The sequence below is a fragment of the Arthrobacter sp. TE12231 genome (genome assembly GCF_054062895.1).
The window spans coordinates 2,682,688-2,705,727 of record NZ_JBSSFS010000001.1; the positions used below are offsets into that span (position 1 = coordinate 2,682,688).

Genomic DNA, 23,040 nt, shown 5'->3' on the forward strand with positions numbered 1-23,040 from the left:
TGACCGAGCAACAACTGACCCCGAGTAAAGCCCCCGACGCCGGTTCGGCACAGCGTGTGGCGGCGGACGACACCCCCGTCCACGCGCCCCAACTGCCCGGCGCGCTCTCCGCCCCGCCGGAGCGGACGCTCATAGACATCCTCCGCACTACTGCCGACCGATTCCCTGATGCATCCGCCCTCGACGACGGCCACCGCTCGCTCAGTTACGCCCAGCTAATGCACGAAGTCCGGGCAACCGCGCGGAAACTGCACATGGCCGGACTGGGTGCCGGCGACAAGATCGGCGTCCGGATCCCGTCCGGCACCAATGAGCTCTACATCTCGATCCTGGCGGTGCTGCTCGTCGGGGCGGCGTACGTCCCGGTCGACGCGGACGACCCCGACGAGCGGGCCAAACTCGTCTTCGGGGAAGCCAGGGTTTCCGGCATTCTTCGCGCCGGCGCGAAGATCGTCACGGACAGCAAACACCCCCGGCCGTTCCCCGCGGCCAGGCAGCCGGGCCCCGACGACGACGCGTGGGTTATCTTCACTTCCGGTTCAACCGGCACTCCCAAGGGCGTTGCCGTCCAGCACCGCTCGGCCGCCGCGTTCGTGGACGCCGAGGCCCGCCTCTTCCTGCAGGATGATCCGGTGGGCCCGCAGGACCGGGTGCTGGCAGGATTGTCCGTTGCCTTTGACGCCTCCTGCGAGGAAATGTGGCTCGCGTGGCGCAACGGCGCCTGCCTCGTCCCGGCACCCCGGGCGCTGGTCCGCACCGGGATGGACCTTGGCCCCTGGCTCATCAGCCACAGCATCACAGTGGTATCCACCGTCCCCACGCTCGCCGCACTCTGGCCCGTCGAGTCGCTGGAAAGCGTCCGCCTGCTGATCTTCGGCGGGGAAGCGTGTCCGCCGGACCTTGCCGAGCGGCTCGCCGTCGAAGGCCGGGAAGTATGGAACACCTACGGTCCCACCGAGGCCACCGTGGTCGCCTGTGCCGCGCCGCTCGGCACGCCCGGCCCCATCCGGATCGGCCTGCCGCTGGACGGCTGGGACCTCGCCGTCGTCGACGCCGATTCACTCCCGGTCGCCGAAGGCGCGGTGGGCGAACTGATCATCGGCGGCGTCGGGCTGGCCCGGTACCTTGACCCGGTCAAGGATGCGGAAAAGTACGCCCCCATGCCGACGCTGGGCTGGGAGCGCGCCTACCGCTCGGGCGACCTCGTCAAGTACGAGGCCGAGGGACTCATCTTCCAGGGCCGCGCCGATGAACAGGTCAAGCTCGGCGGCCGCAGGATCGAACTGGGCGAAATCGACGCCGCCCTGCAGTCGCTGCCGGATGTCGCCGGTGCCGCCGCCGCGGTGCAGACCACGGCGGCGGGCAACCAGATCCTGGTCGGCTACCTTGCCGCCGTGGCTGGCCAGGACATTGACCTCGCTGTCGCGCGCGAACTGCTGGGCGAGAACCTGCCGGCACCGCTCATCCCGCTCCTGACCCTCGTCGATTCGCTGCCCACCAAGACCAGCGGCAAAGTGGACCGCCATGCCCTGCCCTGGCCGCTCAGCGGTACCGGAGCCGTCGAGGCCGAAGGCGCCCCGCTCAACCTGCCCGAGGACGCGCAATGGATCGTGCAGCAGTGGAGCGCCGTGCTGGGGAGCCCCGTCACGAGCCTGGACGCTGATTTCTTCGCCTACGGCGGCGGCTCGCTGGCAGCCGCGCAACTCGTGTCCGCCCTGCGCGTGCGCTACCCGACCATCACGGTGGCCGATATCTACGCGACCCCCAGGGTAGGCGCGCTGGTGGACACGGCCCGCCAGTCGCTACCCGAGGGCGGGGCTGTTCCCGCACAGGAGCGGACCGTCCGGCCCACGGCACGGAGGTCCCAGGCCTTCCAGACGTTCATGGGCGTCCCCCTGCACATCCTCGTCGGCATGCGTTGGCTGACCTACCTGATGGCCGCCAACAACCTTCTGGCGGCCTTCGCCGGATTCAGCGCGGCGCCAACAATTTCGTGGTGGTGGGTCCTCGCCTCATGGCTCGTCTTCGTCAGCCCCGCCGGGCGGATGATGATCTCCATTGCCGCGGCCCGGATCCTGCTCCGCAACGTCGGGCCCGGAACGTACCCTCGGTCCGGGAAGGTGCACATCCGGCTCTGGCTCGCCGAGCAGATCCAGGACCTCGCCGGCGCTATCAGCCTGGCCAGCGCGCCGTGGGTCCCTTACTACGCAAAAGCCCTGGGCGCCAAGATCGGCGAGAACGTCCAACTGCACTCCCTCCCGCCCGTCACCGGGCTGCTGACCCTCGGAGCCGGGTCCAACATCGAGCCTGAAGTTGATCTGTCCGGCTGGTGGATCGACGGCGACCTCGTCCACATCGGCGCCATCAGAATTGGCCCCGGCGCAAGCGTTGGGGCGCGCAGCACACTCATGCCGGGAGCCATCGTGGGCGCAGGAGCGCAGGTAGAGCCGGGCTCCGCAGTCATGGGGAAGGTCAAAGCCGGCCAGCTGGTGGCAGGGTCACCGGCCGAGCGACGCGGCAAGGCCCGGCACTCGTGGCCGGAATCCCCGGCCGAGCACCGGCTGATCGGCCGGCTGTGGTTTGCCGGGTTCGCCGCGGCATCCGCTGTGCTGGCTCTTATCCCCTACGCCTCCGCCGCCGCTGCGGCCTTTGTGATGTTCTTGTTCATCAAGGGGCACTCCTCGTTGTCCGCAGCCCTGCCCGGACTTGTGCTCTCAATCCCCCTTGCGGCACTCGTGTGGTTCCTGACCAACCTGTTGCTGATACTTGCCACCACACGGCTCCTCAGCATCGGCCTCGCCGAGGGCTACTACCGTGTCCGCAGCCGGATCGGATGGCAGGTGTGGGCAACCGAGCGGGTGCTGGACCTGGCCCGGGATCTGCTGTTCCCGATCTACGCCAGCCTCTTCACCCCTGTCTGGCTCCGGCTTCTCGGCGCGAAGATCGGCCGCAACGTGGAAGCCTCCACGGTGCTCCTGATCCCCCGCATGACCACTGTGGGAGAAGGCGCGTTCCTGGCCGACGACACCATGGTGGCGTCCTACGAACTCGACGGCGGCTGGATGCGGATTGCGCCGGCAAAGATCGGCAAGCGGTCCTTCCTGGGCAACTCGGGCATGACGGCGGCCGGCCGCAACGTGCCCAAGAACTCCCTCGTGGCTGTCCTCTCCGCGACCCCGGCCAAGGCGAAGTCCGGGACGTCGTGGCTCGGCAGCCCGCCCGTGCGGCTGCGGCGCACCGCCATCGCCTCCGACGACACCCGGACCTACCAGCCGCCCCGGCGGCTGAAGGTCGCACGCACCCTGTGGGAGCTGTGCCGGTTCGTCCCTGTCATGCTCACGGTCGCGATCGCCGTCGCCGTGATGCTGGCATTTGACGCGATCGCAACCATCTTCAACTATGGTATCGCCGCCGTCCTGGGCGGGGTGGTGATCCTGCTGGCCGGTGCCACGGCCGCAGCCAGTGCGGTGGCGGCCAAATGGCTGCTGGTCGGCCGGATCCGCCCCGGTGAACACCCGCTCTGGAGCTCCTTCATTTGGCGGAACGAAGTGGTGGACACCTTCATCGAGATGGTCAGCGCCCCGTGGTTCGCGCGCGCGGCCACGGGCACACCGGCGCTGGTCTGGTGGCTGCGGGCACTCGGCGCGAAAATCGGCAGGGGAACCTGGTGCGAAAGCTACTGGCTGCCCGAGGCAGACCTCGTGACCCTCGGCAGGAACTCGACCGTCAACCGCGGGTGCGTCGTCCAGACCCATCTGTTCCATGACCGCGTCATGAGCATCGACACTGTTACGCTCGATGACGGAGCCACCATGGGACCGCATGGCGTCATCCTGCCGCAGGCCAGGATAGGCACCGGCGGCACGGTGGGGCCGGCGTCCCTCGTCATGCGGGGCGAAACCGTCCCTGCCGGCACGTACTGGATGGGCAACCCCGTCAGCCCCTGGGACGGCCCCGCACCGCCCGCCAAGTCCCGGTAGGCCCGGCCCGTATGTCCGACAGCACCACAATCCGAAGGTCCGTCCATTGAGTACCAGTGCACCAAGCAGCGGCGCCTCTGCCACCGGCGGGGATACTGCCGGAGAAATCGGCGGGGATATTGCCAGGCAAATCAGCAGGGATACAGCCAGGGCACCGGCGCGGGTTGTTGGCTCCCCGGACCCCTACATGCCTGGTCACGGGACCCACGCCTACCGGGTCACCCGGTATGAACTCGAGCTGGACTACAGGGTCAGCAGCAATCGCCTGAACGGGCGTGCTGTCCTGCACGCCATGACACAACTTCCGACGTCGGCGATCGTCCTGGACTTGACCGGGCTGCGGGCCACCAAGATCCAGCTCGACGGCCGCAAGGTGCGCCGGTTCACCCAGCGCGCCGAGCAGCTCGTCGTATACCCGGAAGTGCCGCTGCTCGCCGATGAGGCGTTCAGCCTGGATATCCGCTACGAGGGATACCCTGCACCCCGCCGCGGCCTCTGGGGCGAAGTGGGCTGGGAAGAGCTCTCCGATGGCGTGCTGGTGGCTGGCCAGCCCAACGGCGCCGCTTCCTGGTTCCCGTGCAATGACCACCCGCGGGACAAGGCGAGCTATCGCATCACGGTGACCACCGAGGCGAACTACCGGGCGGTGTGCAACGGCGTGCTGCTGTCCCGCACCAGCAGGGCCAGCCGCGAGACCTGGGTGTACGAGCAGGCCGAACCCATGGCCACCTACCTCGCAACGGTCCAGATCGGGCGTTATGAGCTCCTGACGCTCAACGCCGAGCGGCCGTCGGGTCACGTTCCCCAGTATGTGGCCGTTCCGGCGTCGCAGGCGGCGGACGCCCGGACCGCCCTGGCCCGGCAGCCCGACATGATGCGGACCTTCACCAACTGCTTTGGGCCGTATCCGTTCCCGGAGTACACCGTGGTGGTGACCGGGGACGTGCTGGAAATCCCGCTGGAGGCACAGACGCTGTCCATCCTGGGTCCCAACCATTTGCGGCAGGACTGGGAGTCGCAGCGGATGGTCGCCCACGAGCTCGCCCACCAGTGGTTCGGGAACTCGCTCACGACGGCCACGTGGAAGGACATCTGGCTGCACGAGGGCTTTGCCTGCTATGCCGAATGGCTCTGGTCCGAAGAGGCCGGCGTGATGTCGGTGGCCGGCCGCGCCCGGGCTGCCTGGCGCAAGCTTTCCGCCCTCCCACAGGACCTGATGGTCGGCGACCCCGGCCCGGAGCTGATGTTTGACGACCGCGTCTACAAGCGCGGAGCCTTGGCCCTGCACGCACTGCGGGTGCGCTCTGGCGACCTCGCGTTCTTCGCCCTGCTGCATGACTGGACGGACCGTTTCCGCCACGGCACCGTGACGACGGCCGACTTCATCCTCACGGCGGCCCACGCGACAGGCCTCGATGCCGAGGCACTGCTGCACCCGTGGCTCTACGAAGATGCCCTCCCGCCGCTGCCGCAGTCAGCGCCGCCAACGCCCTGACGGCGGCCGGCGCCGCAGAAAGACCGGTCGCAGACACACTGGCCGCGTACAGACCGAAAGCGCCTAGGGATAGACCGCCACGGCGACGGCGGCCACGAGGTATGCGGGCAGCCCGGCCTCTGCCGGCGGCAGGTCCCGGAGCCCGGCACGGCCGTTGACGTCCCCCTCCAGCACGTCATCCGGGGCGTCATCGAACACGTCGACGGTGTCCGGAGCCGTCTGCAGTCCCGTGCCGGTCATCTTGAGCCAGGCCTCCTTGCGCGCCCACAGCCGTGCCCGCGCGCGCAACAGCTGGGTGCCGGTGAGGGCCGCGAGGTGGGCGCGTTCCGCCGGGGTCAGCACTACGGCGTCGAAACCCTCGAAGTCGGTCCTGGCCGGATCCTCAACGTCGATCCCCAGGCGCAGGGCCGGGTCCGGGTCAACGATTCCGGCCAGCAGCGTCCAGCCGGCCGCACGGGACAGGCTGAGCAGCAACGGCGCCGCTGCTCCCCCGATCAGGTAGCCGGGACGGCCGTGGGAGATCTGCGTGCCGGTGCCGCAGCGCGGACAGCTGTACCAGGCTGTGAGGGCCGACGCCGGCACACCCAGCAGCCCGGCGGCAAACCTCCGCTGCGCCAGCCGTCCGGCGAGGAAGTCCTCCCGTGTCCGGGCGGTCATGGCCCGTGCCCGGTCCAGCTCCGGTCCGTCCAGAAGGGAACGCGCGTCGCTCTCCAGGAGCGAGGCAGCTGCCGCCGTTGCCGCGGCTGGTGCGGGGTCCAAGGGATCGCCGGAGCTCACGGGGACGCGAAAGGGCGGGCAGGCACGCACAACAAGGTGTGATGCCATGACCCGCCCTTTCAGCTCGCCAGCGCCGTCGTCAGCTCAGTGCCGCAGTTAGCGCTGCACAGCCCCGAAGCGTTCGTGGGCAGCGGCGACGGCACCCTCGCGGGCCGCCGATGCCTCGTCCGCCGTCAGGGTGCGGTCGTCGGCGCGGAAGCGCAGGCTGAACGCGAGCGACTTCTTGCCGTCCTCGATGCCCTTGCCCGCGTAGACGTCGAACAGTGCGACGTCCTCGAGCAGTTCGCCGGCGCCTTCACGCAGGGCCGTAAGCACCTCTCCGGCCGGGACGTCCTGCGGGACCACGAGGGCCACATCCTGGGTCGCCACCGGGTACGTCGAGATGTGCCGGGCCACGATCACATCGGCGGCGGCCTCGAACAGGGCGTCGGCGTTCAGTTCCAGCGCCACGGAGCGGGCCGGCATGTCGTAGGCTGCCAGCAGCTTCGGGTGCAGCTCCCCGGCATAGCCCACTACCTCGCCGGTGCGCAGGGCAATCTGCGCGGCCCGGCCCGGGTGGAAGGCCTGGTGCCGGCCCTGAGTGACCACGAGGTCGACGCCGAGCACGTCGCCGGCGACACGGGCGATATCCAGGGCGTCGGCCCAGTCCCACGCCCGCGGGGCGTGGCCCGGGGCTGCGGGAGAGTCGTGCCCCGTGAGAACCGCGGCGAGGTGCAGCGGCTGGTCCGGGACGCCGTCGTACAGGGCATCCAGCACCTCGTCGCCGGGTTTGACGCCGAGCGGCGGAATCGAGGCGGTGCCCAGCTGCTCGCCGGGCAGGAACACGAGCCCGGCCTCGAAGAGGGCGAGGTCGCGGAAACCGCGGGAGTGGTTGCGCTTGGCCACCTCGATCAGGCCCGGCAGGATGGAGGTCCGCAGGAAGCCGTGCTCCTCGCTGATCGGGTTCGCCAGTTTGAGGGCCGTGCGCGCCGCACCCTCGGCAGGAACGCCGAAGGTGTCGTTGGCGGCCTTGGACACGAACGGGTAGGCCAGCACTTCGGTAAGTCCGGCGTCGGCGAGGGCCTGGATCAGGCGTCGGCGCTGCTGCTGGACACGGGTCAGGCCACGGCCCGGCGGCGCAACCGGCAGGGTTGCCGGGATCTTGTCGTAGCCGACCAGCCGGGCGATTTCCTCGGTGAGGTCGTCTTTGGTTTCGAGGTCGTTGCGCCAGCTCGGGGCGGTCACCGTGTGGCCGGCGGCGCTCGTTTCGACGACGGCGCCGAGGTCCTCGAGCGAGGTCACGATGTGGTCCTCGGTGAAGTCGATCCCGATCCGGGCGGCAGCGTAGCCTGCCGGCAGTTCGATGGTGACGGCGTCCGGTGCAGTGCCGACGTCGGTCCCCGCCTCGTCGGCGGTGCCGCCGGCGAGTTCGACCAGCAGGTCCACCACGCGCTGGGCGGCGACGTCGGCAACCTGCCAGTCCACGCCGCGTTCGAAGCGCTTGGACGCCTCGGATGGGAGCTTGTGGCGGCGGCGCGATCGCGCGATCGAGACTTCGTCGAAGTGCGCGGCCTCGACCAGGACGTTGGTGGTGGAGTCCGATACCTCGGTGTGGGCACCGCCCATGACGCCGGCGATCCCGATGGGCCCGGAGGCGTCCGTGATGAGCAGGTCCTCGGCGTCGAGCGTGCGCTCCTTGTCATCCAGGGTGGTGATCTTCTCCCCTGCCGCGGCCCTCCGGACCACGATGTCGCCGGACAGCTTGTCCAGGTCATAGCAGTGGTTCGGCTGCCCGAGCTCGAGCATGACGTAATTGGAGATATCCACCGGCAGGGAGATGGACCGGATGCCGGCGAGCCGGAGGCGGGACGTCATCCACGGCGGGGTGGGCCGGGTGGCGTCCACGCCGCGCACGGTGCGGGCCACGAAGCGGTCGCAGCCGGGCTTGCCGTAGATCGGGGCGTCGTCGTTGAGCTTGACGCCGTAGCCGCCGGACAGCACCTGCGGGGCGTGGACCTTGGATGCCGGGTCTGTGAACTCGGTGCCGGTGGCATGCGCGTATTCACGGGCCACTCCGCGGATGGAGAAGCAGTAGCTGCGGTCCGGGGTGACGTTGATTTCGGCGGCCTGGTCATAGAGGCCCAGGAGTTCCATGGCGTCGGTGCCCAGTTCGGGGTCGAGGCCGATCCGGGACAGGACCAGGATGCCGTCGTGATCCTCGCCGATGCCGAGTTCACGCACGGACGCGATCATGCCGGCGGAGAGGTGGCCGTAGGTCTTGCGTGCGGAGATGTGGAAGTCGCCCGGCAGTACGGCACCGGGGAGGGTGACAACCACCTTGTCGCCTTCGACGAAGTTGTGGGCGCCGCAGATGATGCCCTGCACACCGGAGGGGTCGATGCCCTCACCGGTCAGGGTCTGCTGCTGGCCTTCGGGGACCACGCGGACCTGGCACCAGTTGATGGTCTTGCCGTTGGTCTGGGGCTCCTTGACGATGCTGAGCACCTGGCCCACCACGATCGGACCCTGGATGGTGTCCGTGGGACGGTGGACCGCTTCTTCTTCGAGTCCGACCTTGACGAGCTCGGCCATGACGTCTTCGGCCGTTGCTTCGGCCGGTACCTGCGCGAATTCGCGCAACCAGGAAAGTGGGATACGCACTGTTAGATCTCCATCCCGAAGTGCTCGCTGAAACGTACGTCGCCTTCAATCATGTCGCGCATGTCGCCAACCTCATTGCGGAACATGAGGGTGCGCTCGATGCCCATACCGAAGGCAAAACCTGAATAAACGTCCGGATCGATGCCGGCGGCGCGCAGGACGTTCGGGTTGACCATGCCGCAGCCGCCCCACTCGATCCAGCTGGGGCCGCCCTTGGCGCCCGGGTGCCAGATGTCCAGCTCGGCGGAGGGCTCGGTGAACGGGAAGTAGTTCGGGCGCAGCCGAATCTGTGCTTCGCCGCCGAACATCTGCCGTGCGAAGTGCTCCAGGGTGCCGCGGAGGTCGGCCATGCTCAGCTTCTTGTCGATGGCCAGGCCCTCGAACTGGTGGAAGACCGGGGTGTGCGTCGCGTCGAGTTCATCCGTGCGGAACACTTTGCCCGGGCACAGCACGTAGATGGGCAGTTCGCGTTCCAGCATGGAGCGAACCTGCACCGGTGAGGTGTGAGTGCGCATGAGCAGGTGCGCCTCGGGCGGCTCGACGAAGAACGTGTCCTGCATGTCGCGGGCGGGGTGGTCCGGCTTGAAGTTCAGGGCATCGAAGTTGAACCATTCGGACTCGACCTCGGGCCCCTCGGCGATCTCCCAGCCCATGCCAACGAAGATGTCCGCGACGCGGTCCTGCAGCGTGGAAAGCGGGTGGCGTGCACCGGCCCGGCGCCGGCGGGGCGCCGCCGTGACGTCGACGGTCTCTTCGACGAGGATCCGCGCGTCATTCTCGGCTTCGAGCTCGGCCGTACGGTCCGCGAGCGCCTTGTTGACGCGTCCGCGGGAGGCTCCCATGAGTTTGCCGGCGGCGGCCTTCTGGTCCTTGGGCAACGCGCCGATCTCGCGGTTGGCGAGGCTCAGCGCGGACTTCTCACCCGTGTGCGCGAGGCGCACGGCCTTGAGTTCATCGAGGGTCGCGGCAGCGGCGATGGCGGCAACGGCTTGGTCTACGGCAGCGGTAATGGCGGCTTCATCCAGAGGATTCGGGACGGCGGCGCCCGGCAAAGTTTCAGTCATCTACTGTTCTTAGCTACGAGTCGGATCATGCCGGCGGCACGCACGCAGGGCGCGAGTTGTCGGCAAGGCTTATTGTCACAGTTCATTGTCACAGCCCGTGATCACTGTTCCTGATCACTGTTCGCTGTCACAGTTCATTGTGCTGGATTCATTGTGCTGGATTCATTGTGCTGAATTCATAGTGCAGGCCAGCCGAAATCCCTCCGGCGGGCACTTCCTTCAGTCTAGTAGACGGCCGTCGGCCGCACGGCAACGCCCGCGTGACGTGACACATCACGGCGGCTCTCCTAAGGTCCCCGGCGCGCCCCCGGGGTCGGGCTTGCCTGACCACCGGACATGTCCCCCGCTCCCCTGACCCGTGGACATGTCCCCGGCTACCATGGCCTCATGACGTCCGGTCAACGGCTGCGGCAGATCGCCAACATGCTCAACGGCACCACCCTCCTGGGGCTGGTGCTGGCGGTCTGTGCCGGGACGAACGTCGGCAGGGGTCCGCGTGGGCTGCTGATCGCGAGCCGCTACCGCTGGCGGCTTCCCTTGGCCGGGGCCTTCACGGTGGGCAACGTGATCCTCTTCCGTGCCGGCCCGGAAGCCGCCCGCGCCAATCCGGCACTGCTGGGACACGAGGAGCGCCACAGCACCCAGTACGCCTGGTGCCTGGGGCTGCCCTTCCTGCCCCTGTACTTCATCGCCGCGGGCTGGTCGCTCTGGCGGACGGGCAACCCGGGCAGCGCGAACTTCTTCGAGCGCCACGCCGGGCTGGAAGCAGGCGGCTATCCCCGCGCGAGCGCCCCGGCGACCGATCCGCGAACAAACCGCACACGGGCGTGACGGCCCCCGAGCGATACGAGGCCTGACATGACACACAATCCCAGAAGCATTTCGGTCACCGGAACCGGCAGCGCGGAGGCGGTGCCTGACCTCCTCACGTTGTCAGTTGGCGTCGAATGCCGCCGGGCTACCGTGGCCGAGGCCTACGGCGACGCCGGAACACGCTCGGCCGCCATCACCTCGGCGCTCCGGCAGCACGGGGTGGACGGCCCCGACATGTCCACCTCCGGGCTGAACGTCCGGGCCGAAGTGAACTGGCAGGAGGGCCGCGGACAGACCGTCACCGGCTATCTGGCCTCAAGCACGCTCACCATCAGGATCCGAACGCTGTCTGCGTCCTCGGAGATCATTGCCGCGGCCGTTGCCGCCGGCGGGGACGACGTCCGGCTGAACGGCCTGACGCTCGGCTTCGCGGATTCCGCCGGCGTCGAGGTCCGGGCGCGGGAGGCTGCGTGGCAGGATGCCCGCACCACCGCCGCGCACTACGCCGCCCTCTCCGGGACAGGCCTGGGCAGGGTTCTTTCCCTCACCCAGCACACCGGGTTCCAGCCGCCGGTCCCGGTCGCGAAGATGCAGCGCGCGGTGGCGGCGGAAGCTCTCACCGTTGAGGCCGGTGAGTCGAGCGTCACCGCCACGGTCGGCGTCGTCTGGGAACTGCTCGACTGAGTCATCCTGTCGACGCTTGAGCCGCTGGCGGCCTGCCTGGCGCTCGGCCCGCTAGTGCGTTGTGCCGGCTGCGATCTTGAGATCCGCCGTCGTCGCGAGCGCGGTGCGGACGACGACGGCGAGCGCCGCCGCCATCTGGTGCGCCGGCAGCGACGGCGTGCTGCTCCCGGCCGGAAGCTGGCTGTCCTCGTAGGGGACGTGGACGAAGCCTCCCCTGGTGCCCGGCCGCAGCCTCAGTGCGTGCATGAGCGCATAGAAGGTGTGGTTGCACACATAGGTCCCCGCGCTTTGCGACACTTCCGCCGGGATCTGTTCTGCGGCCAGGGCCGCGAGCGCCGCCTTGACCGGCAGGGACGTGAAATAGGCTGCCGGTCCGCCGCTGACCACGGGTTCGTCCACGGGCCGGTTGCCGGCGTTGTCCGGGATCCGGGCGTCGTCACAGTTGATGGCCACGCGCTCCAGGGAGATGCGTGCCCTGCCGCCGGCCTGGCCGGTGCACAGCACGAGTTCCGGCCGGAAGCGCTCCAGAGCTTCCTCCAGCACCGTCGCCGATGTCCCGAAGACGCAGGGAAGTTCCACGGCCCGGACGTCGAGTCCTTCCGACCGGAGCAACCGCGCCGCCGAACGGGCCGCGGCCCAGGACGGGTTGGTTGTTTCGCCGCCGAAGGGCTCGAATCCGGTCAGGAGAATCATCGCCCCAGCCTAACAACGCGCCACCACGATGCGGCCTAACGATTCGCTCCGGCAGATCGCTCCAACACTGCGCGCACCGGCGCTTGTCGCGGCGAAAGGCGGCATGGCCGGCGTCGTACCTTCCAGTGAAGCACCCCGGGATCCGGGGGAACACGACATGATCCAACCGGCCGCCTAAGCATTCCTTCGTCGCGTAATCCAGGCTCGGCCCTTTGGACAGTCTCCGTACAGCGGATCCTGCATCAGATGCAGCACACGGGGCAGGTGTGGCTCCGATCTCACGGGTGCGCCTGCGTCGGCAAGGTGAGTATTTCGGCTCCGTCGCCGGTGATGGCGATCGTATGCTCACTGTGTGCTGTCCGGCAGCCTGTCGCACTTCGGAGCGTCCACCCGTCAGCGTCGGTGATGAGTTCAGCGGTGTCGGCCATGACCCACGGCTCCAGTGCGAGCAGCAACCCTGGGCGCAGTTTGTATCCGCGGCCCGGCCGTCCGGTGTTTGGAACGTGCGGGTCCTGGTGCATCGTCGATCCGATGCCATGACCGCCAAACTCGGTGTTGATCGGGTATCCCGCCTCGCTGAGGACCGAGCCGATGGCATGGGAGATGTCGCCAATGCGAGCCCCGGGTCGGGCAGCGGCTATCCCTGCGTTCAATGCGCGCTCGGTCGCGGTGATCATTGCGACGCTCTCCGGGGGCTTGGAGTCGCCCACGATGAAGCTGATGGCAGAGTCCGCAGCGACTCCTCGTTTGGAGACGGCGAGGTCGAGTGTCAGCAGGTCGCCGTCGGCGAGCGCGTAGTCGTACGGGAGCCCGTGGAGCACGGCGTCGTTGACGGCCGTGCAGATGTAGTGTCCGAACGGCCCGCGCCCGAAGGATGGCTCGTAGTCGACGTAACAGGACTGCGCTCCAGCGTCGACGATCATGCTCCGGGCCCACCGGTCGAGGTCCAGGAGGTTCGCGCCGACCGTGCTTCGGCTCTTCAGCGTCTGCAGGATGTCGGCGACGAGGGCGCCTGTTTCTTTTGCTCGGGCCAGTTCGGCGGGGTTCAGGATCTCGATCATGCGGCGCCTTTCTCACGCATCCAATAACTATACCGGCCATATTATCCCGGTATAATCGGGGTCATGGTCAGGTTGCCGCTTACATTCGAAGAGGTCGAGCGCGGACAGCGCCTCGGCGCCCTGCTGCGTCGCGCCAGGGGAGGGCGCTCGATGCTCGACGTCGCGCTCGATGCACGCGTCTCACCGGAGACCCTCCGGAAGATCGAGACGGGCCGTGTCGCGACCCCCGCCTTCCCGACTATCGCTGCGATCGCCGAGGTCCTGGGACTTTCCCTCGATGCTGTGTGGGCCGAGGTTAACCAGCCCAAACGTGGCGCTGAGCCGATCAGCTCCGATCACAACGCACGCGAGCGGCTGGCCTCGTAAGCCTCAATCCCGCAGCTGCGTTGGAGGCATCCAGGAGAAGCGCCTGGGGTCAGCCGCCAAGACAGCGAATCTCATCCGCATGGCCCGACGGCATTCTTGACATTGAGTCGAACATATATTCGAATAGTGGCATGAGATGGGATGCACAAGCACTGAAGCGCGGCAGCTCCGGAAGCGACGTCTCGACGGAAGACCCGTCCACCACGACGGAATCTGCCAATATCAGGTCCGCCACTCCCCTGTCCCCCGATGCCCTGTTGCCCCTGGCCGGACTGGTTCGGTCTGTCTCCACCCCGGAGTTTGCCGGGATCACTTTCCATGAGGTCACCGCCAAATCGGTGCTCAACAAGGTGGTCGCCGGTTCTCGGATGCCGTTCGACTGGACCATCAACCCGTACCGCGGCTGCAGCCATGCCTGCGTCTACTGCTTTGCCCGCAAGAGCCACACGTACCTGGACTTCGACGCCGGCCTGGACTTTGACAGCCAGGTGGTGGTCAAGATCAATGCTGCCGAGGTCCTGCGCAGGGAACTGGCCAAGCCCTCCTGGCGGCACGAGCACGTGGCCCTCGGCACCAACACGGACCCCTATCAGCGCGCCGAGGGCCGCTACCAGCTCATGCCCGGCATCATTGGCGCCCTCGCCGACTCCGGCACGCCCCTGTCCATCCTCACTAAAGGCACGCTCCTGGCCCGGGACATCCCGCTGCTGAAGCATGCCGCGGCCCAGGTGCCGGTCGGGGTGGGCATCTCGCTGGCCATGACCAACGCGCACCTGTCCGAGGCCGTGGAGCCCGGTACACCGGGTCCGCGGGCACGGCTGAAGCTCATTTCCCGGCTCAGGGAAGCAGGCCTGCCCTGCGGCGTCATGGCCATGCCGATCCTGCCGTGGCTTTCCGACGGTGACGACGCCCTCAACTCCCTCTTCGCGGCCCTGGCAGCGGCCGGCGCCACGGGGGTCACGGCCGGCGCGCTGTACCTGAAGCCGGGGACGCGTGAGTGGTTCATGCAGTGGATTGCCCGCGAACATCCGCACCTGGCGGGCAAGTACCGCCGGTTGTACGGCAGCGGGTCCTATGCCTCAAAGGAATACCGGGCGTGGCTGGCCGGTCGCATCCGCTATTTCAAGGACCTGCACGGCTTTTCCGGTTCGCAGGGCTTCAGCCACAGGGACCTCAGCGGCAACGCGGACCTCAGCGATGATGCCCGGGAAGAGGAAGCCCAGTACCCGGCTGGAAGCATCCCGGACACATCCCGGTACGCCACTAACCGGCACCCCGGCACGGTGCATGCCGGCCACCCGGCAGCGCAGCCGACGTTGTTCTGAAACGCGCCAGCTCCCTGACCTCAGAGCGCCTTGACCGCACCGAGCACCTTGGACAGCGAATCCTTGGCATCCCCGAACAGGAGCGTGGTTTTGGGGTCGTGCAGGAGATCGTTTTCGATGCCCGCGAAGCCCGGACGCATCGACCGCTTCAGGAAGACCACCTGCTGGGCCTGCACCACGTCCAGGATCGGCATCCCGTAGATCGGCGAACCAGGTGAAGACTTGGCCGCCGGGTTGACGACGTCGTTGGCGCCGACCACCAGCACGATGTCCGTGTTGGCGAACTCGGGATTTATTTCCGCCAGCTCCCGCAGGGACTCATACGGCACATCGGCCTCGGCCAGGAGCACGTTCATGTGGCCCGGCATGCGTCCCGCCACGGGATGTATGGCGAACACCACATCAATGCCGCGGTCGGCCAAAGCTGTGGCGAGCTCCGCCACGGTGTGCTGGCCTTGTGCCACGGCGAGCCCGTACCCGGGAACGATCACCACGCGCTGGGCATAGCCGAGCTGGACGGCTACGTCTTCCGGGGAGGATGAGCGTACGGGCCGGGCACTCACGGCGGTGGAACCCGCCGTCGAGCCGCCCTTGAAGGCGCCGAACATGATTCCGGTGACTCCGCGCCCCATGGCAGAAGCCATGACCTTGGTCAGGATGGTGCCGCTCGCGCCGACCAGAGTTCCGGCGACGAGCAGCAGGACGTTGCCCAGGACGACGCCGGACGCGGCCACCGCCAGGCCCGTGAAGGCATTCAGCAGCGAGATCACGATCGGCACATCCGCCCCGCCCACCGGCAACACGAGCAGCAGACCTGCCGCGAGCCCCAGGCCCAGCAGCGCCAGCGACCAGCCGACGGACCCGCTCAGGACGACCAGTGCCCCGGAGACGACCGCCCCGAGCATGACGGCCCCCATCACCCAGGGCATCCCGGGAAACAGCAGCGGACGGGTGCTGATGAGTTCCTGCAGCTTGCCCACGGTCACCGCGGAGCCCGCGAAGGACACGGCGCCCACGAGCATGGTGAAGACGACCGCCAGGCGCACCCACGGATCCTCGCTGTGGCTCAGTTCGAGTGCGGCGACCAGCGCTGCGGCGCCGCCGCCGACGCCGTTGAACAGTGCCACCAGTTGGGGCATCTGCGTCATCTGCACCCGCCGGGCCACGGGGACGGCTATCGCGGAGCCGACGGCGATGGCGGCCAGGATGAGCGGAATATTCTCCAGCCGGGCAGAGAAGAACACCGTGATGACCGCGACGAGCGCCCCGGCCGCACCGATGGCGTTGCCGCGGCGGGCGGTTTTTGGCGAGCTCAGGCCCTTTAGCGCCAGGATGAAGCAGACGGCGGCCACCAGATACAGCAGGGCTGTCCATTCCGGGGTCAGGAGGCTCATCTCGCCTCCCCTGCGCCGCCGCCGGAGGTGCCGTCACCGGCGAGTCCTTCGGCCGCCGTTCCGCCGGCTTTGGCAGTACCGGTTCCTGAGGGCTTCTGCGCCGATTTGCGCAGGGGCTTGTGCACGCTGAACATCTCCAGCATCCGGTCCGTGACCACAAAGCCACCTACCAGGTTCACGGTCGCCAGGACCACTGCCAGGAGCGCGATGCCGAGCACCCAGGGGTCGCCGGCTTGTCCGGCCACGATGATGGCGCCGACGAGGATGATCCCGTGGATGGCATTGGCGCCGGACATGAGCGGTGTATGCAGCTTGCTGGTCACCTTGGAGACGACTTCGAAGCCGACGAATACGGCAAGCACCACGACTGTCAGCAGCGCAACGGGGCCCATCAGATGTCCTCTCCCAGGGCTGCGGCGGTGGCGGAATGCCGTACGGCGCCGCCGTGGGTCAGGCATGTTCCGGCGACCACGTCGTCGTCGAAGTCCGGGGCAACGGTGCCGCCGTCGGTCATGAGGGCGAGGAAGTTGCTGACGTTCCGGGCGAAGAGCCGGGACGCGTCCGACGGCATGGCGGACGCGGCGTCCTGCAGGCCCACGAGTGTGACAGATCCGCCCTCAACCGGCACCTGGATGTCCTGGCCGGCGATCACGCCTTCCACATTGCCGCCGGACTCCGCGGCGAGGTCGACGACGACGGACCCTGCCCGCATGCCGGTCACCATGTCGGTGGTTACCAGCAAGGGAGCGGCCCGGCCCGGGATGGCCGCCGTCGTGATCAGGATGTCCGTGGCCGCGACGTGCGGGGCCAGCAGGCTGCGCTGGCGTTGCGCCCGGTCCTCGCCGAGGGCGCGGGCGTAGCCGCCGGTTCCTTCCGCCGCCGCGTCGAGGTCCAGATTGATGAACGTGCCGCCCATCGAGGCGACCTCGTCGGCGGAGGCGGCGCGGATGTCGTTGGCCGAAACGCGGGCGCCCAGCCGCTTCGCGGTGCCGATGGCCTGCAGGCCGGCGACACCGGCTCCCAGGACCAGTACCCTCGCCGGGGGGATGGTTCCGGCGGCCGTCATGTAGAGCGGGAAGAACCGCGGATACCGCACGGCGGCTTCCAGCACGGCGCGGTACCCGGTGACAAGGGACTGCGAAGTGAGTGCGTCCATCGACTGGGCCCGGGAGATCCTCGGAAGCAGCTCCAGGGCGAAGGAGGTGATCCCGGCGGCGGCCAGCGCCCGGACGGTCGGCAACTCGGAGGCTGGCGACGCCAGGCCGACAGTGATGGCACCGGGCCGCAGCCGGGCCGCAGTTTCCGGCGCGAGCGGACGAACATGCAGCAGGACGTCCAGGGCCGAGAGCGGGAGCTCCGAGATCACCGTGGCGCCGGCCTCTTTGAACGCTGCGTCCGCGAACCCTGCCTCGGTTCCTGCGCCGCTCTCCACCACGAGTGTGAGCCCGAGGGCCGTCAGCTGCTGCACCGTTTCCGGCGTGGCCGCAACCCGGCGTTCTCCGGCGCGCTGTTCTCGTCCGACACCGACCTGCACGGGCTGCTCCTCTCGATTGCGTTCAGAGTAGGCACATGCCTGACCGTTTGGCGAGAGGCGGCCGGGCGTATGCCGGTCGGCGTGTCCGGGTCAGCGGATCAGTTCGGCTCCCCCGCCGCGCAGCCTGGCGGCATGGACGGCGGCCAGGAGCGCTTCGACGATCGGGAAGTCGGCCGGGATCCACGGCAGGCCCAGGACGTCCTCGGAATTGCGGAGGTCAAGCCAGCGCAGTTCGTCGTGGTCCTCCAGCGGCAGGGGCTCCCCGTCCTCGAGTTCGGCGAACCAGACCCGCATCGCAGCCTTCTCGTTGAGCGGCCAGCCCGCCGCGGTCGCCGCGGGCAGCTCGGCTCCGAGCCGGACCTGCACACCGAGTTCCTCCCGGAGCTCGCGGTGCAGGGCGTCTTCGGCTGCTTCGCCCGGCTCCACTTTTCCGCCCGGGAACTCCCACATACCGGCAAACTGCGGTGGCGCCGTGCGCCGCGCCACAAGGAGTTTGCCCGGTTCCGCCAGGGAGTCCACTACTGCGCCGCCGACGACGTTGATGAGTCCAGTCACGCTCCCCAGTCTAAGGCGGGCGCCAGGGATCGACGTCGGCGGCCGGCGTCGCGGGGGCGTCGCCGCTGGGAACGGGTAAGGGACAATGGTGAAGGCGTTGCCGGGCAGCCTGCGGAATATTCGGCGCGCGCTCTCAGTTCTATAAAGCATATTTATCTGGCCGACTCTTCCCGGCATCTCCCGGAAATCACCCGAAAAGACGAATGACAACCACCACACAAGCTCCGGCGTCGTCCAAGACCGGCACCCGTCACCTTGCCCTCGCCATCATTGCCCTCGCCATGGGCGGGTTCGGGATCGGCACCACAGAATTCACCATGATGGGCCTGCTCAAGGAGATTGAGCAGGGCCTGAACATCAGCACGCCCGAGGCCGGCCACCTCATCTCCGCCTACGCCCTCGGCGTCGTCGTCGGTGCGCCCGTGCTGGCCGCCGTCGGAGCCAAACTGCCGCGCAAGCATCTGGCCCTGGGGCTCATGCTCTTCTTCAGCATCGCCAACCTCAGTTCCTTCCTCGCCCCTGACTACGGCTCCATGCTGGTGTCGCGGTTCGCGGCGGGGCTGCCGCACGGCGCCTTCTTCGGCGTCGCGGCCGTGATTGCCGCGTCCCTCGTGGCGCCGACCAAGCGGGGCTGGGCCATTTCGATGGTTATGGCCGGGCTGACTGTATCCAACGTCATCGGCGTTCCCTTCGCTACCTGGCTGGGCCAGAGCTACGGGTGGAGGCTGCTGTTCCTGCTGGTCGGCCTGATCGGCATCATCACGCTCGCCATGTTGTGGAAGTTCGTTCCGTTCCAGAAGCCGCACGCCGATGCCAGCTTCCGCCGCGAGCTCGGGGCACTCAAGCGGCTCCAGGTGTGGCTCGCCATCCTGGTCGGCATCGTCGGCTTCGGCGGCTTCTTCGCGACCTACACCTACATTTCGCACACCATGACATCCGTGGCCGGCGTCCCGGCGCCGTGGCTGCCGCTCGTCGTGGCGCTGTACGGAGTGGGCATGGTGGCAGGCAACATCGTTGGCGGCCGGATCGCCGATAAGTCCGTCATGGGGACGATCTACTGGGTGCTGCCGGCGACAGCCGTGGCCCTCGTGGTCTATGCCGTTGCGGCCCATTGGGCATGGTCGGCGCTGATCATGGTGTTCGTGGTCGGTGCCGCCGGGTCCATGCTGGTTCCCGCCTTGCAGACCAGGCTCCTGGATGCATCGCCTGATGCCCCGTCGCTGGCCTCATCCCTCAACCATGCGGCGCTCAACGTCGCCAACGCCTTGGGCGCCTTCCTCGGCGGACTCGTGATCGCCTGGGGCTGGGGTTACGTCGCCCCCGCGCTCGTGGGTGCCGTCCTGGCCATCCTGGGCCTCGGGGTCGCCGCCATCAGCGGCGCCGTGGAACGCCGGCGGCCGCTGGCCTCGTAGCCGCTGACCCGCCGCCCACGAAGAACGGCAGCCCGATCCAGTGATGTACTGGACCGGGCTGCCGTTCTTGTTTGCTGACTTCTAGCTGCGCTGTCTTCTACGGCGCTGCCTTTACTGCCCTGCCTTTTACTGCGCTGCCGTCGACGGCGGCCACCGGTTAGGACGCACTGACCCGCTGCACATCCGGCTCCAGGTAGATGACCCGGGCGATCGGGACGGCCTCGCGGATCCGGGCCTCTGCGGCGTCAATCGCCTTCGCGATGTCCTGGCCGGAGTCCGTGCGGCCGATGCTGATCTTCGCCGCCACCAGCAGTTCCTCGGGGCCCAGGTGCATGGTCTTGAGGTGAATGATGCCGGTGCCGCCAGCTTCGATCGCGCTGCGGATCTTGGCAACGTCGTCCCGGGTGGCCGACTCGCCCAGGAGCAGGGACTTTGTTTCCATGGCCAGCACGACGGCGATCCCCACGAGCAGGAGGCCGATCATGGCGGTGCCCAGGGCGTCCCAGATGCCGTTCCCGGTGATGAGTGTCAGGCTTACGCCGAAGAGCGCGAAGACGAGGCCCACGAGGGCGCCGAAATCTTCGAGCAGGATCACGGGAAGTTCCGGCTGCTTGGCGTTGCGGATGAACTTGACCCAGCTCTGCTTCCCGCGGAGGGGGTTGGATTCGGCGATCGCCGTCCGGAACGAGAAGGATTCGGCAATGATCGCGCCCACCAGCACAGCCAGCGGCACCCACCAGAAGTCACCTTCGATGCCATGCGGGTGCTGGATCTTTCCCCACGCCTCGTAGAGCGCAAAGAGACCGCCGACGCTGAACAGCACAATCGAGACGATAAAGGCGTAGATGTAGCGCTCACGGCCGTAACCAAAGGGGTGTTCCTGGCTGGCTTCCCGCTCCGCGCGCTTGCCGCCGACCAGCAGCAGCAACTGGTTGCCGGAGTCTGCGAGCGAGTGAATGGCTTCGGCCAGCATGGATGACGACAGCGTCAAAAAATAGGCGACGAACTTCAAAACGGCGATGGTCAGGTTGGCAGCCAGCGCCGCAATAATCGCCTTGGTACCGCCATTTGCAGCCACGTGAGCTTCTCCTTAACGGGGTTCTTCCGGGGTGTAAGCGGACACCGGAAGAACCCGGCGCCCGCAAGGAATACGCTACCTGTTTCCGGGCGGCCTCCGAACCGCGGCAGGGCCGATACCGCCACGTAACGATTGGGCACTTCCCTGCTGACAAGTAATCCGGCCTATGTTAGCTTGAAGCCATATTCGGGATTCACAATTTGGATACCGACGAATATGTAGGAGGAGACATGGGCTTTCTTGGCTGGATCATTCTCGGACTCATAGTAGGTGCAATCGTCAAGGCAGTCATGCCCGGCAGGGTCGGCGGCGGCTGGGTTACCAGCCTCGTGCTCGGCGTCGTCGGAGCCATTGTCGGTGGCTGGATCGGCGACCTTCTGTTTGGCGGCGGCAAGATGGAATTTTGGAATCTCGGTTCCTGGCTCCTGGCCATCGTCGGCGGCTTGGTGGTTGCCCTCGCCTACGGCGCCATTACAGGACGCAACAAGACCACATCATAATTCTGTACGGCTGACCTCACGCTTCGAGTGAGGCCCTAGGCACACTTCGACAGAACAGTACGACGGCGGAGCCCACCTTTGGCGGGCCCCGCCTTTTTTCTGCGCCTGCATCCGCCGGGATGCCTTTTCGGGCAGCCGGGTCTCTAGGGCACCTGCTGGGACCGGGCGCTGGCGTAGAGGCAGACGGTGGCCGCGGTGCCGAGGTTGAGGCTCTCCGCCTGCCCATAGACCGGCACGGCCACCCGGTGGTCGGCCAGCGCAATCTCGTCCTCGGACAGGCCCTGGGCTTCGTTGCCAAAAAGCCAGGCGGTGGGCTGTTCCAGCGCGTAGACCGATCCCGCGGCGGACGCGCCCAGCCGGCGGGCCGCATTCTCGTCCTGGAGACGGTCCAGGTTCAGCTGGCCGTAGCCATCGGCGGCGAGGACGCCGATCCCCCGTTCCTTGCAGCGGGCCACGATGTCAGCCGCATCGGCGCCAAGGACGATCGGCAGGTGGAAGAGGGATCCCGCCGTCGAACGGACCGCTTTGGGGTTGTAGATGTCCACGCTGGATCCGGTCAGGACCACCGCGTCCGCGCCGGCAGCGTCGGCGGCGCGCAGGACGGTTCCGGCGTTGCCGGGGTCGCGGACCTGGCAAAGGACGGCGATCAGCCGCGGCCCGGCGTCCAGCACCTCATCGAGGCCAACGTCCAGGAAACCGCAGACCGCGAGAACGCCCTGCGGGGTGACCGTGTCCGCCATCGCGGCGAGCACTTCGTCGGTGGCGAGGTAGGCGGTGGTGCCCTCCGCGAGTGTCTCCAGATCCGGATGCCGGTCCAGGCACGACTCGCTCGCGTAGACCTCATAGACAATGCCGGGTTGCCCCGCGGCGAGCCTCTTTTGGTGTAGGACGAGGGCTTCCCGGACCGCCTGCGGCCCCTCCGCCAGGAACTCGCGTCGCTTTAAACGGGCCGGGCGCCCGGCAAGTTGTGCCACCTTCCTCACCCGATCAGCTCGGGGGTTGGAAAGTGGAAGATCTTGCGGGCGCCCGGATTCGTTCATATAAGAACCTTAGTTGCTCTCGCAGCCGGTTCTTGAACGCTGCAGTTTTTCAACTGCTGCGGGAACTACTTTGCAGCCTCGTCGGCGGCCTTCTTGGCAGCAGGCTTCTTCGCGGGAGCCTTCTTGGCGGCCTTCGGAGCCGGAGCGGCCTCAGCCTGGACAGCCGGAGCTGACGTGTCGGCGGGCAGCGCGTCCTTGGCGACCTTGACCAGCGCGGCGAAGGCGTTGGCGTCGGAAACGGCGAGCTCGGCCAGCATGCGGCGGTCAACCTCAACCTCAGCGGCCTTCAGGCCCTGGATCAGGCGGTTGTAGGTCAGGCCGTTGGCGCGGGATGCAGCGTTGATGCGCTGGATCCAAAGACGGCGGAAGTCGCCCTTCTTCTTCTTGCGGTCGCCGTAGCTGTACACAAACGAGTGCAGCAGCTGCTCTTTGGCCTTGCGGTACAGGCGTGAGCGCTGTCCGCGGTAGCCCTTTGCGCGTTCGAGGATAACCCGGCGCTTCTTGTGGGCATTTACAGCCCTCTTCACACGTGCCACGTGCGTACTCCTTCAGAATTCTGATCCCAAGCGTCTACTGCCGGAAAAGTCCGGCTGGCCTGAGAAGCCTTTTTGGTAGTTGATTGCCGCCAG

20 protein-coding genes are annotated in these 23,040 nt (G+C 67.7%); 8 read left to right on the forward strand and 12 right to left on the reverse strand.

Translation table 11 applies throughout. From position 1 onward, the window contains the following. The first annotated feature begins 56 nt into the window (after nt 1–56). Nucleotides 57–3,980 carry a Pls/PosA family non-ribosomal peptide synthetase gene (locus ACVWYS_RS12100; RefSeq protein ID WP_456510287.1) on the forward strand — a complete coding sequence of 1,308 codons (3,924 nt, stop codon included), beginning with the start codon at nt 57–59 and terminating at the stop codon, nt 3,978–3,980. A gap of 46 nt (nt 3,981–4,026) precedes the next feature. Further along, complete coding sequence (locus tag ACVWYS_RS12105) at nt 4,027–5,475, forward strand: M1 family metallopeptidase (protein ID WP_425547124.1); 1,449 nt, start codon at nt 4,027–4,029, stop codon at nt 5,473–5,475. A gap of 63 nt (nt 5,476–5,538) precedes the next feature. On the opposite strand, the gene ACVWYS_RS12110 is transcribed toward ACVWYS_RS12105, so the two are convergent. From ACVWYS_RS12110 to pheS, 3 genes are read right to left on the reverse strand one after another with little or no spacing between them, the layout of a single operon-like run. After that, nucleotides 5,539–6,300 carry a 4'-phosphopantetheinyl transferase family protein gene (locus ACVWYS_RS12110; protein WP_456509816.1) on the reverse strand — a complete coding sequence of 254 codons (762 nt, stop codon included), beginning with the start codon at nt 6,298–6,300 and terminating at the stop codon, nt 5,539–5,541. Between the two features lie 48 nt (nt 6,301–6,348). Then, nucleotides 6,349–8,892 (reverse strand): phenylalanine--tRNA ligase subunit beta, encoded by a 2,544-nt coding sequence (gene pheT, locus ACVWYS_RS12115; RefSeq protein WP_344362392.1) that lies wholly within the window; start codon nt 8,890–8,892, stop codon nt 6,349–6,351. A 2-nt stretch (nt 8,893–8,894) separates the two neighbouring features. Beyond that, on the reverse strand, nt 8,895–9,956 hold the full coding sequence (gene pheS, locus ACVWYS_RS12120; protein WP_091249929.1) for a phenylalanine--tRNA ligase subunit alpha: 1,062 nt from the start codon (nt 9,954–9,956) through the stop codon (nt 8,895–8,897). A 387-nt stretch (nt 9,957–10,343) separates the two neighbouring features. Between pheS and ACVWYS_RS12125 the strand changes: the two genes are divergently transcribed. Continuing rightward, on the forward strand, nt 10,344–10,787 hold the full coding sequence (locus ACVWYS_RS12125) for a hypothetical protein (protein ID WP_456509817.1): 444 nt from the start codon (nt 10,344–10,346) through the stop codon (nt 10,785–10,787). A gap of 27 nt (nt 10,788–10,814) precedes the next feature. Continuing rightward, nucleotides 10,815–11,453, forward strand: a complete 639-nt coding sequence (locus tag ACVWYS_RS12130; protein WP_456509818.1) for an SIMPL domain-containing protein — start codon at nt 10,815–10,817, stop codon at nt 11,451–11,453. Between the two features lie 51 nt (nt 11,454–11,504). On the opposite strand, the gene pcp is transcribed toward ACVWYS_RS12130, so the two are convergent. Beyond that, complete coding sequence (pcp, locus tag ACVWYS_RS12135; protein ID WP_456509819.1) at nt 11,505–12,146, reverse strand: pyroglutamyl-peptidase I; 642 nt, start codon at nt 12,144–12,146, stop codon at nt 11,505–11,507. Nucleotides 12,147–12,424: 278 nt separating this feature from the next. Next, entirely contained in the window at nt 12,425–13,207 is a 783-nt protein-coding gene (gene map, locus ACVWYS_RS12140; protein ID WP_456509820.1) for a type I methionyl aminopeptidase, read from the reverse strand. Between the two features lie 63 nt (nt 13,208–13,270). Here map and ACVWYS_RS12145 point away from each other — a divergent pair, with 63 nt between their 5' ends. Together ACVWYS_RS12145 and ACVWYS_RS12150 are read left to right on the forward strand one after the other, a co-directional pair. After that, complete coding sequence (locus tag ACVWYS_RS12145; RefSeq protein WP_116767789.1) at nt 13,271–13,573, forward strand: helix-turn-helix domain-containing protein; 303 nt, start codon at nt 13,271–13,273, stop codon at nt 13,571–13,573. Between the two features lie 131 nt (nt 13,574–13,704). Beyond that, nucleotides 13,705–14,898, forward strand: a complete 1,194-nt coding sequence (locus ACVWYS_RS12150; RefSeq protein ID WP_456509821.1) for an Rv2578c family radical SAM protein — start codon at nt 13,705–13,707, stop codon at nt 14,896–14,898. 20 nt (nt 14,899–14,918) lie between these two features. Here ACVWYS_RS12150 and ACVWYS_RS12155 read toward each other — a convergent pair whose 3' ends face one another. From ACVWYS_RS12155 to ACVWYS_RS12170, 4 genes are all read right to left on the reverse strand, one after another. Then, on the reverse strand, nt 14,919–16,292 hold the full coding sequence (locus ACVWYS_RS12155; RefSeq protein ID WP_456509822.1) for an NAD(P)(+) transhydrogenase (Re/Si-specific) subunit beta: 1,374 nt from the start codon (nt 16,290–16,292) through the stop codon (nt 14,919–14,921). Continuing rightward, entirely contained in the window at nt 16,289–16,684 is a 396-nt protein-coding gene (locus ACVWYS_RS12160; RefSeq protein ID WP_344362412.1) for an NAD(P) transhydrogenase subunit alpha, read from the reverse strand. The genes ACVWYS_RS12155 and ACVWYS_RS12160 overlap by 4 nt, the downstream gene beginning before the upstream one ends. Beyond that, entirely contained in the window at nt 16,684–17,826 is a 1,143-nt protein-coding gene (locus ACVWYS_RS12165) for a Re/Si-specific NAD(P)(+) transhydrogenase subunit alpha (protein ID WP_456509823.1), read from the reverse strand. Before ACVWYS_RS12165 ends, ACVWYS_RS12160 begins: the two co-directional genes overlap by 1 nt. 90 nt (nt 17,827–17,916) lie before the next feature. Then, nucleotides 17,917–18,381: a (deoxy)nucleoside triphosphate pyrophosphohydrolase gene (locus ACVWYS_RS12170; protein WP_344362417.1), complete on the reverse strand. Its 465-nt coding sequence runs from the start codon at nt 18,379–18,381 to the stop codon at nt 17,917–17,919. Between the two features lie 203 nt (nt 18,382–18,584). Here ACVWYS_RS12170 and ACVWYS_RS12175 point away from each other — a divergent pair, with 203 nt between their 5' ends. Continuing rightward, the gene (locus ACVWYS_RS12175) at nt 18,585–19,793 is read left to right on the forward strand and encodes an MFS transporter (protein ID WP_116767801.1); all 1,209 of its coding nucleotides are present in this window, start codon (nt 18,585–18,587) and stop codon (nt 19,791–19,793) included. A 157-nt stretch (nt 19,794–19,950) separates the two neighbouring features. On the opposite strand, the gene ACVWYS_RS12180 is transcribed toward ACVWYS_RS12175, so the two are convergent. Continuing rightward, nucleotides 19,951–20,871 carry a cation diffusion facilitator family transporter gene (locus tag ACVWYS_RS12180; RefSeq protein ID WP_116767803.1) on the reverse strand — a complete coding sequence of 307 codons (921 nt, stop codon included), beginning with the start codon at nt 20,869–20,871 and terminating at the stop codon, nt 19,951–19,953. A gap of 230 nt (nt 20,872–21,101) precedes the next feature. On the opposite strand from ACVWYS_RS12180, the gene ACVWYS_RS12185 reads away from it, so the two are divergent. Next, nucleotides 21,102–21,371 carry a GlsB/YeaQ/YmgE family stress response membrane protein gene (locus tag ACVWYS_RS12185; protein WP_091249893.1) on the forward strand — a complete coding sequence of 90 codons (270 nt, stop codon included), beginning with the start codon at nt 21,102–21,104 and terminating at the stop codon, nt 21,369–21,371. A 143-nt stretch (nt 21,372–21,514) separates the two neighbouring features. Here ACVWYS_RS12185 and ACVWYS_RS12190 read toward each other — a convergent pair whose 3' ends face one another. Together ACVWYS_RS12190 and rplT are read right to left on the reverse strand one after the other, a co-directional pair. Continuing rightward, entirely contained in the window at nt 21,515–22,411 is an 897-nt protein-coding gene (locus tag ACVWYS_RS12190) for a TrmH family RNA methyltransferase (RefSeq protein WP_344362423.1), read from the reverse strand. A gap of 65 nt (nt 22,412–22,476) precedes the next feature. Beyond that, nucleotides 22,477–22,947, reverse strand: a complete 471-nt coding sequence (gene rplT / locus ACVWYS_RS12195; RefSeq protein ID WP_091249887.1) for a 50S ribosomal protein L20 — start codon at nt 22,945–22,947, stop codon at nt 22,477–22,479. Nucleotides 22,948–23,040: the final 93 nt, after the last annotated feature.

What these genes read in the sequence shown, in the direction of transcription:
- ACVWYS_RS12110 (WP_456509816.1), bottom strand. Translation starts at nt 6,300, where the DNA reads ATGGCATCACACCTTGTTGTGCGTGCCTGCCCGCCCTTTCGCGTCCCC.
- pheS (WP_091249929.1), bottom strand. Translation starts at nt 9,956, where the DNA reads ATGACTGAAACTTTGCCGGGCGCCGCCGTCCCGAATCCTCTGGATGAA.
- ACVWYS_RS12125 (WP_456509817.1), top strand. Translation starts at nt 10,344, where the DNA reads ATGACGTCCGGTCAACGGCTGCGGCAGATCGCCAACATGCTCAACGGC.
- ACVWYS_RS12130 (WP_456509818.1), top strand. Translation starts at nt 10,815, where the DNA reads ATGACACACAATCCCAGAAGCATTTCGGTCACCGGAACCGGCAGCGCG.
- pcp (WP_456509819.1), bottom strand. Translation starts at nt 12,146, where the DNA reads ATGATTCTCCTGACCGGATTCGAGCCCTTCGGCGGCGAAACAACCAAC.
- map (WP_456509820.1), bottom strand. Translation starts at nt 13,207, where the DNA reads ATGATCGAGATCCTGAACCCCGCCGAACTGGCCCGAGCAAAAGAAACA.
- ACVWYS_RS12145 (WP_116767789.1), top strand. Translation starts at nt 13,271, where the DNA reads ATGGTCAGGTTGCCGCTTACATTCGAAGAGGTCGAGCGCGGACAGCGC.
- ACVWYS_RS12150 (WP_456509821.1), top strand. Translation starts at nt 13,705, where the DNA reads ATGAGATGGGATGCACAAGCACTGAAGCGCGGCAGCTCCGGAAGCGAC.
- ACVWYS_RS12155 (WP_456509822.1), bottom strand. Translation starts at nt 16,292, where the DNA reads ATGAGCCTCCTGACCCCGGAATGGACAGCCCTGCTGTATCTGGTGGCC.
- ACVWYS_RS12160 (WP_344362412.1), bottom strand. Translation starts at nt 16,684, where the DNA reads ATGGGCCCCGTTGCGCTGCTGACAGTCGTGGTGCTTGCCGTATTCGTC.
- ACVWYS_RS12175 (WP_116767801.1), top strand. Translation starts at nt 18,585, where the DNA reads ATGACAACCACCACACAAGCTCCGGCGTCGTCCAAGACCGGCACCCGT.
- ACVWYS_RS12185 (WP_091249893.1), top strand. Translation starts at nt 21,102, where the DNA reads ATGGGCTTTCTTGGCTGGATCATTCTCGGACTCATAGTAGGTGCAATC.
- ACVWYS_RS12190 (WP_344362423.1), bottom strand. Translation starts at nt 22,411, where the DNA reads ATGAACGAATCCGGGCGCCCGCAAGATCTTCCACTTTCCAACCCCCGA.